Source organism: Streptomyces sp. NPDC055189 (genome assembly GCF_053606765.1).
The window spans coordinates 36,575-43,859 of the sequence record NZ_JBSGSG010000083.1; the positions used below are offsets into that span (position 1 = coordinate 36,575).

5 protein-coding genes, 1 rRNA gene and 1 pseudogene are annotated in these 7,285 nt (G+C 70.3%); 3 read left to right on the forward strand and 4 right to left on the reverse strand.

Annotation, left to right across the window (positions count from 1 at the left end):
* The first annotated feature begins 34 nt into the window (after window positions 1-34).
* Both ACWFR3_RS37580 and ACWFR3_RS37585 read left to right on the forward strand, forming a co-directional pair.
* Window positions 35-1,069, forward strand: coding sequence for an ABC transporter substrate-binding protein (locus tag ACWFR3_RS37580; RefSeq protein ID WP_453739190.1), 1,035 nt, complete (start codon window positions 35-37; stop codon window positions 1,067-1,069).
* Window positions 1,069-1,899: a siderophore-interacting protein gene (locus ACWFR3_RS37585; RefSeq protein WP_453739191.1), complete on the forward strand. Its 831-nt coding sequence runs from the start codon at window positions 1,069-1,071 to the stop codon at window positions 1,897-1,899. Before ACWFR3_RS37580 ends, ACWFR3_RS37585 begins: the two co-directional genes overlap by 1 nt.
* 248 nt (window positions 1,900-2,147) lie before the next feature.
* Here ACWFR3_RS37585 and ACWFR3_RS37590 read toward each other — a convergent pair whose 3' ends face one another.
* Complete coding sequence (locus ACWFR3_RS37590) at window positions 2,148-3,176, reverse strand: HAD hydrolase-like protein (protein ID WP_453739192.1); 1,029 nt, start codon at window positions 3,174-3,176, stop codon at window positions 2,148-2,150.
* 72 nt (window positions 3,177-3,248) lie between these two features.
* Here ACWFR3_RS37590 and ACWFR3_RS37595 point away from each other — a divergent pair, with 72 nt between their 5' ends.
* On the forward strand, window positions 3,249-4,526 hold the full coding sequence (locus tag ACWFR3_RS37595; RefSeq protein WP_453739193.1) for a DUF1015 family protein: 1,278 nt from the start codon (window positions 3,249-3,251) through the stop codon (window positions 4,524-4,526).
* 91 nt (window positions 4,527-4,617) lie between these two features.
* On the opposite strand, the gene ACWFR3_RS37600 is transcribed toward ACWFR3_RS37595, so the two are convergent.
* The 3 genes and pseudogenes from ACWFR3_RS37600 to rrf all read right to left on the reverse strand — a co-directional run bounded on the left by ACWFR3_RS37600 (window position 4,618) and on the right by rrf (window position 7,074).
* Entirely contained in the window at window positions 4,618-5,421 is an 804-nt protein-coding gene (locus tag ACWFR3_RS37600; RefSeq protein ID WP_453739196.1) for a hypothetical protein, read from the reverse strand.
* Between the two features lie 132 nt (window positions 5,422-5,553).
* Window positions 5,554-6,174, reverse strand: a pseudogene (locus tag ACWFR3_RS37605) (hypothetical protein); the annotation flags it as partial.
* Window positions 6,175-6,957: 783 nt separating this feature from the next.
* Window positions 6,958-7,074: ribosomal RNA gene (gene rrf / locus ACWFR3_RS37610) — 5S ribosomal RNA — on the reverse strand.
* Window positions 7,075-7,285 lie beyond the last annotated feature (211 nt).

A 7,285-nucleotide genomic window follows, 5' to 3' on the forward strand; every position in this document is an offset into this window, starting at 1 on the left:
CTCGCACTTCACTTCGACGAGAGAAGCCCCACCTATGCGCGCCCGTCGCCCGATATCTCCCGCTCTGACCCGACGTGGCTTTCTGGGCGCGAGCGTCGCGCTCGGCGCGGGCGGACTCCTGACAGCATGCGGCTCCGGCGACGGCGATGCAAAGTCGTCAGGCAGCGACTCGGCGTGGAGTTTCAAGGACGACCGCGGCAAGACCGCCAAGGTGCCCCACACCCCGAAGAAGATCGTCGCCTTCGTCAGCACGGCCGCCGCCCTGCACGACTACGGCGTCGAATGCACCGGAATCTTCGGCCCCTCCAAGCCGGTGGACGGCAAGCCCAACCCGCAGGCCGGCGATCTCGATGTCGGCAAACTGACGAGCCTGGGCGAGTCCTGGGGCCAGTTCAACATCGAGAAGTACGCGGGCCTGGAGCCCGACCTCCTGATCAGCAACATGTTCCCGCCGCCCGCCCTCTGGTTCATCCCCGAGGAAGGCGCCAAGAAGATCGAGTCGCTTGCCCCCACCGTCGGCATCAAGGGCGCCCGCACCTCGCTCCTGGACCCGCTGAAGCGCTACACCGAGCTCGCCGAGTCGCTCGGCGGGGACCTCGGGACGGAGAAGGTACGGGCCGCCAAGGCCCGCTTCGACAAGGCCGAACGCAGGCTGCGCAAGGCGGCGAAGGACGCGAAGGCCAAGGGCGGCCTGAAGGTCCTGGCGATGACCGGCGACGCCGACCAGTTCTACGTCGCCGTGCCGGACTCCTACTGCGACCTCAACTACTTCAAGGACCTCGGCGTCGAGTTCGTCGAAGGCAAGAAGAGCGACGAATGGGGCTTCTGGGAGTTCCTCAGCTGGGAGAACGCCGACAAGCACCACGCCGACCTCATCATGATCGACAACCGTTCGAGCGCGCTGCCGCCCAAGGAACTCGCGAAGAAACCCACCTGGAAGCTGCTCCCCGCCGTCAAGGCCGGCCAGACCGTGCCCTGGTCCATGGAGGAGCGCTACAGCTACGCCGGTTACGCCCCCGTGCTCGAACAGCTCGCCACCGCCATCGAGAAGTCGAAGAGGCTCACCTGATGACTGCGTCCCCGTACCACTTCTTCGATCTCCACGTGCTGCGCACCGAGTACGTCACCCCGGCCATGATCCGCGTCGCGCTCGGCGGAGACGGCCTGGAGCGGATGGCCTCGGCAGGCCGTGACCAGCGCATCAAGGTGTTCCTGCCGCATCCGGGCCAGGACGCCCCCGTCATGCCGGACACGACGGGCGACGCGGCCAACTGGTACGCCGACTGGTGCGCCCTCGACCCCGACGTCCGGGGCATCATGCGCACCTACACCACGCGTGAACTGCGCCGCGACCCGGACGAGCTGATCGTCGACTTCGCGGTCCACGGCCCGGCCCCCTCGCCCTCTGACGGCCCGGCCACCAGCTGGGCGCGGAACGCCGGGCCCGGCGACCGGATCGGCGTGCTCGCCCCGGTCGAGGAGGAGAACGGCGCGTACGAGTTCAGGCCGCCGCAGGACACCGACTGGCTGCTCCTTGCCGCCGACGAGTCGGCGCTCCCGGCGGTGGCGGCCATCCTGGAGACGCTCCCGCCCGCCACGCCGACCCGCGTCTGGATCGAGGTCCACGACCTGGCGGACAAGCAGGAGCTGCCGACGAAGGCCGACGCCGAGATCGTCTGGCTCACGGCGGAAGGCGGCACACCGGCGGCGATCGAGGCCGCGGAGCTGCCCACGGGCACCCCGTACTCCTGGGTCGCGGGCGAGTCCGCGACGGTCAAGACGGTCCGCCGCCACCTGGTCCGCGACCGCGAATTCGACCGCAAGCGCATCTGCTTCTCCGGCTACTGGCGCAGGGGCACCACCACGGACGAACTGATAGACCGCAACGAAACGGCCTGACTCCTCCCCCGCCCGAGGTCCCGCCCGAAGCCCCGCCCGAAGCCCCGCCCACCCGTGCCCGCACCTTCACCGAGCGGGCGGGGCGAGCGGGCAGGCAACCCGACGGCGTGACGGCCGGTAGAGCACGACGATCAGGCGCCCGCAGCCGCCGGCTGAGCGAGACCGCCAGCCGAGCCAGACCGCCAGCCGAGCGTGGCCGTCAGCCCAGCGAGACCATCGGTCGACTGCGGCCGGCGGCCCGGCTCCGGCTAAAGCCCCAGCCGCGTCAACGCCTTCTCCCCGTCCAGCGCGCACTTCCCGTCCCCCGCCTCAGTCCACGCCGCAGCGCACAGCGCCCGCAGCCCGTCCATGGCGTCGCCCTCGCCGTCGAGCACCAGCTCGTGCCCCCGCGCGGACGCCGTCCACCCGCCGCAGCCGAAGCCGCCCTCTTCCGGGGTCACTTCGGGCTGGCCGGTCAGCATGCCGCGCAGATCCGCGTCCACGTACGTGGGCCGGTGCTCGGGCGGGGCCGCGAGCAGCTGGGCGCCGTCCGTGACCCCCGTCAGGACGAGCAGCGAGTCCACCTCGCCGTTGAACGCGCCCTCGATGTCCGTGTCGAGCCGGTCCCCCACGACCAGCGGACGCTCGGCGCCGGTGCGCAAAATCGTCTCGCGGTGCATCGGAGGCAGCGGCTTGCCCGCCACCTGCGGCTCCGCACCCGTCGCGATGCGTACGACCTCGACGGCCGCGCCATTGCCGGGCGCGATGCCCCGCGCACTGGGAATCGTCAGGTCCGTGTTGGACGCGAACCACGGCACCCCGCGCGCGATCGCGTAACAGGCCTCGGCGAACCGTCCCCACGCCATGTCGGGACCGCCGTACCCCTGCACGACCGCCACCGGCCCGTCGTCCGCCGAATCGACCGGCTCAAGACCCCGCTCCCGCAGCGCGACCCGCAGCCCCTCCCCGCCGATCACAAGCACCTTCGCGCCCGCGGGGACTTGCTCGCTCACGAGGCGAGCCGCCGCCTGCGCGGAGGTGATGACGTCGGCCGCCCCGGTGGGAATGCCGAGCTCCGACAGATGCCCGGCCACGGCGTCCGGCGTGCGCAGCGCGTTGTTCGTCACGTACGCGAGATGCATGCCGCCGGTGCGCGCCTTCCCGAGCGATTCGACGGCGTGCGCGATCGCCTGCCCGCCCGCGTACACCACCCCGTCCAGGTCGAGCAGCGCCGTGTCATACGCCTCGCTCAGCACATTCCGGCTGCCTTCGGGCCGTGTCCTGACGGTCTGGCTCATTACGCATCGCTCCTCGATCGATCCCACTCCCCCGATCATCGCTCATGCCACTGACACACATACGATGCAGCAATGAACACAGCGGGTCATACCGACGACCAGGGCCTCGACCTGAACCCGTTCCGAGGCGTGCGTTACGTCCCCGAACGGGTCGGCAGCCTTGCCGCGGTGACGTCCCCTCCGTACGACGTGGTCGTACGGCCCGACGGCCTGCTCCACCTGGAGTCCGCGGACCCGCACAACATCGTCCGGCTGATCCTCCCCCAGGCCACCACACCGGCGGCCCGCAACGAACAGGCAGCCGGGACCCTGCACGCTTGGCTCTCCAAGGGCATCCTCGCGCCCGACCCGGAGCCCGGCTTCTACGTCTACGAGCAGCGCGACGCCGACATCCTGCAGCGCGGCGTCATCGGCACCCTGCGCCTCTCCGAGGCGGAGGAAGGCATCGTCCTGCCCCACGAAGGCGTCATGTCCCACGTCGTGGAGGACCGGGCGGGCCTGATGCGCGCGACGAGCGCCAACCTCGAACCGCTGCTCCTGACCTACCGCTCCAACGGAGCCACCACGGGTGCGACGGCCGTCATCGAACGCACCGCGCTGACCGAGCCCCTCCTGTCGACGACCACGGAGGACGGCTTCAGTCACCGCCTTTGGGCGGTCACCGACCCCGCCGACCTCGCCGAGATCCAGTCAGATCTCGCCCGCCACCAAGCCCTGATCGCGGACGGGCACCACCGCTGGGCGACCTACCTCAGGCTGCGCTCCGAACACCCGTCGCCCAGCCCGTGGGACCACGGCCTGGTGCTCCTGGTGGACACCGCGCGCTACCCCCTCCGGGTCCGCTCCATCCACCGCTACCTGCACCGGCTCCCGGTCCACGACGCCCTCTCGGCCCTCGCCGACTCCTTCCGCGTACGCACCGTCGAGGGCCCCTTGCAGCACGCCCTCGACGCCCTGGCCGGGGCCGCAACCGAAAGCAACGCCTTCCTCCTCGCGGGCGACGGCGCCTTCCACCTCATCGACCGCCCCTCCCCGGACCTCCTCGCCCGTACGATCCCCAACGACCACCCCGAGGCCTGGCAGACCCTGGACGCGACGGTCCTGCACTCCACGCTCCTGGACCACATATGGCAGATCCCGGACGCCCCGGAGCACATCGCGTACATCCACGACACCGCGGCGACCGTGGAGAAGGCGGAACGCGACGGCGGCACGGCCGTCCTCATGCACCCGGTCCGCGAAGAGGTCGTACGCGACCTGGCCCGCCAGGGAGTCACGATGCCCCGCAAGTCCACGTCCTTCGGCCCCAAGCCGGCATCGGGCCTGGTCCTGCGCGGCCTGGACCTCTGATCTGAATCCGTCTTCTGAATACTCCGCACGCACGGCAATGGGCAGGACCCCGGAGGGGGTCCTGCCCATTGCCGTGCGACTAGCTCAGCGCTCAGCCCTTGCGGCCCTCGTCACCATCGGCGTCACTGCCACCGTCATCACTGTCACCGTCATCGTCCAGCTCGAAGTCGTCCTCGTCGTAGTACTCCTCCACGCCCTCGTCCTCGTCTTCATGGACGGGGGCGACGAAGACGACATCGGGCTGCGAGGCAGGCGCTGCGGGAGCCGCCTCCGCGACCGGGGCCTCCGCGACCGGGGCCTCCACGACCGGTGCCTGCGCGTCGTTCTGGAGGGCGTCGACGAACTCGACACCGTCCAGCTCGGCGAGACGGTCCGACGCGTCGGTGCTGCCGTCCTTGTCGGACTCGATGACCTTCGCGAACCACTCGCGCGCCTCGTCCTCACGGCCCGCGGCGAGCAGCGCGTCGGCGTACGCGTACCGCAGCCGCGCGGTCCACGGCTGAACGGAGTTCGACGCCAGCTCGGGACCCTGCAGCGTGACGATGGCGGCATCGGTCTGCCCCAGATCCTGACGCGCACCTGCGGCGACGAGACGCATCTCGACCTGCCCCGGCTTGTCCAGCTTCTGCACCTCGGGCGCACCGGCCATGTCCAGCGCCTTCTCGGGCCGGCCGAGACCGCGCTCGCAGTCCGCCATGACGGGCCAGAGCTCGACGCTGCCGGTCATCCGCCGGGCGGCCCGGAACTCGCCGAGCGCCTCGTTGTAGTTCTGGGTCGCGTACGCGGCGAAGCCCGCGGCCTCCCGTACGGCGGCGACGCGCGAGGCGAGCCGCAGCGCGATCTTCGAGTACGCGTAGGCCTGCTCGGGGTCCTCGTCGATGAGGTTGGCGACCATCACCAGGTTCCTGGCGACGTCCTCAGCGAGCCCCTTGGGAAGGCTCTGCAGCTCCTGCTGTACGTCCTTGTCGATCTCGTGCCCCGTGACGTCGTCGGGGATCGGCAGCCGCTTGATGGGCTCGCGGTCACGGTCGTCGCGCCCGCGGTAGCCACCACGGTCGCCGTCACGCCTGTCGTCGCGCCCGCGGAACCCGCCGGGCCGCCCACCGCGGTCGTCACGCCGCGGCCCACGGTCATCGCGCCCACCGCGGTAACCGCCACCGCGGTTGTCATCGCGACGGAACCCGCCGCGGTCACCACCGCGGTCGTCACGACGGTCACCGCCCCGGTTGTCATCGCGACGGAAGCCACCGCGGTCACCGCCCCGGTCGTCACGCCGGTCGCCACCGCGATCGTCACGCCGGAACCCACCACGATCACCGCCACCACGGTTGTCATCACGACGGTCATCACGCTGGAAAGCGGGACGGTCGCCACCACGGGGCCGATCGTCACGGCGATCATCGCGACGGAAGCCGCCACGGTCACCCCCGCGGTCGTCACGCCGGTCGCCACCGCGGTCATCACGGCGGAACCCACCACGGTCACCGCCGCCACGGTCGTCATCACGACGGTCGTCACGGCGGAACCCCGGACGGTCCCCGTCACGACGGAACCCGGGACGCTCGCCGCCGCCACGGTTGTCGTCACGACGGAACCCACCGCGGTCACCACCGCCACGGTTGTCGTCGCGACGGAACCCACCACGGTCACCGCCCCGGTCGTCACGCCGGTCATCCCTGCGGTCATCACGACGGAACGGGGGGCGATCGCCACCGGAACGGTCATCACGACGCGGGGCACCGGACGTCGAACGGTCATCACGACGGAACTGGGGGCGGTCACCGTCACGCCGGTCGTCACGACGCGGGCCGCCGGAGGTGGAGCGGTCGTCACGACGGAACGGCGGACGCCCACCGCCGGAACGGTCATCACGGCCGCGGAAGCCGCCACCGCCGCCGCCGCCACGGTTGTCGTCGCGACGGAAGCCACCGCGGTCGTCACGCCGGTCATCACGACGGAACGGGGGACGGTCGCCGCCGGAGCGGTCATCACGACGCGGGGCGCCGGACGTCGAACGGTCATCGCGACGGAACCCGCCGCGATCTCCGCCACCACGGTTGTCGTCACGTCGGAAGCCACCGCGCTCCCCACCGCGGTCGTTGTCGCGGCGCGGAGCGCCCCGATCACGGTCGTCACGGCGGGGGCCGCCGGAGGTGGAGCGGTCGTCACGACGGAACGGAGGACGCCCACCGCCACTGCGGTCGTTGTCGCGGCGCGGTGCGCCGCCACGGTATCCGCCCCGGTCGCCACCGTCCCGGCTGCGCTGGTCGCGCTCCGGTCGCTCGTCGGGAGAGTTGGTGGACATCGGTGGACTCCTAGTCTTCGGTACCGCAGTCATTCTTGCGCAGCCGGGTAGCCGGCGCGCTTCGACAAAACAAAAAGGACCCCTGGTCCCAGCGTGGACGCTGGGACCAGGGGTCCTCCAAAGATTGTTCGGCGGCGTCCTACTCTCCCACAGGGTCCCCCCTGCAGTACCATCGGCGCTATGAGGCTTAGCTTCCGGGTTCGGAATGTAACCGGGCGTTTCCCTCATGCTATGACCACCGAAACCCTATGAAATATCCCGCCGCAAAGCGGGATCTCAAACAGGGCAGCGAACAAGCACACTCTTCAATTAAGTGGTGTAGCCGTTCAGCCGACACAACTGTTCGTTGTTTCAGAACTAACACAGTGGACGCGAGCAACTGAGGACAAGCCCTCGGCCTATTAGTACCAGTCACCTCCACCCGTTACCGGGCTTCCAGATCTGGCCTATCAAC

Coding starts and splice junctions, on each gene's coding strand:
- ACWFR3_RS37585 (WP_453739191.1), top strand. CDS start 1,069: ATGACTGCGTCCCCGTACCACTTCTTCGATCTCCACGTGCTGCGCACC.
- ACWFR3_RS37600 (WP_453739196.1), bottom strand. CDS start 5,421: ATGGTCGCCAACCTCATCGACGAGGACCCCGAGCAGGCCTACGCGTAC.
- ACWFR3_RS37590 (WP_453739192.1), bottom strand. CDS start 3,176: ATGAGCCAGACCGTCAGGACACGGCCCGAAGGCAGCCGGAATGTGCTG.
- ACWFR3_RS37595 (WP_453739193.1), top strand. CDS start 3,249: ATGAACACAGCGGGTCATACCGACGACCAGGGCCTCGACCTGAACCCG.
- ACWFR3_RS37580 (WP_453739190.1), top strand. CDS start 35: ATGCGCGCCCGTCGCCCGATATCTCCCGCTCTGACCCGACGTGGCTTT.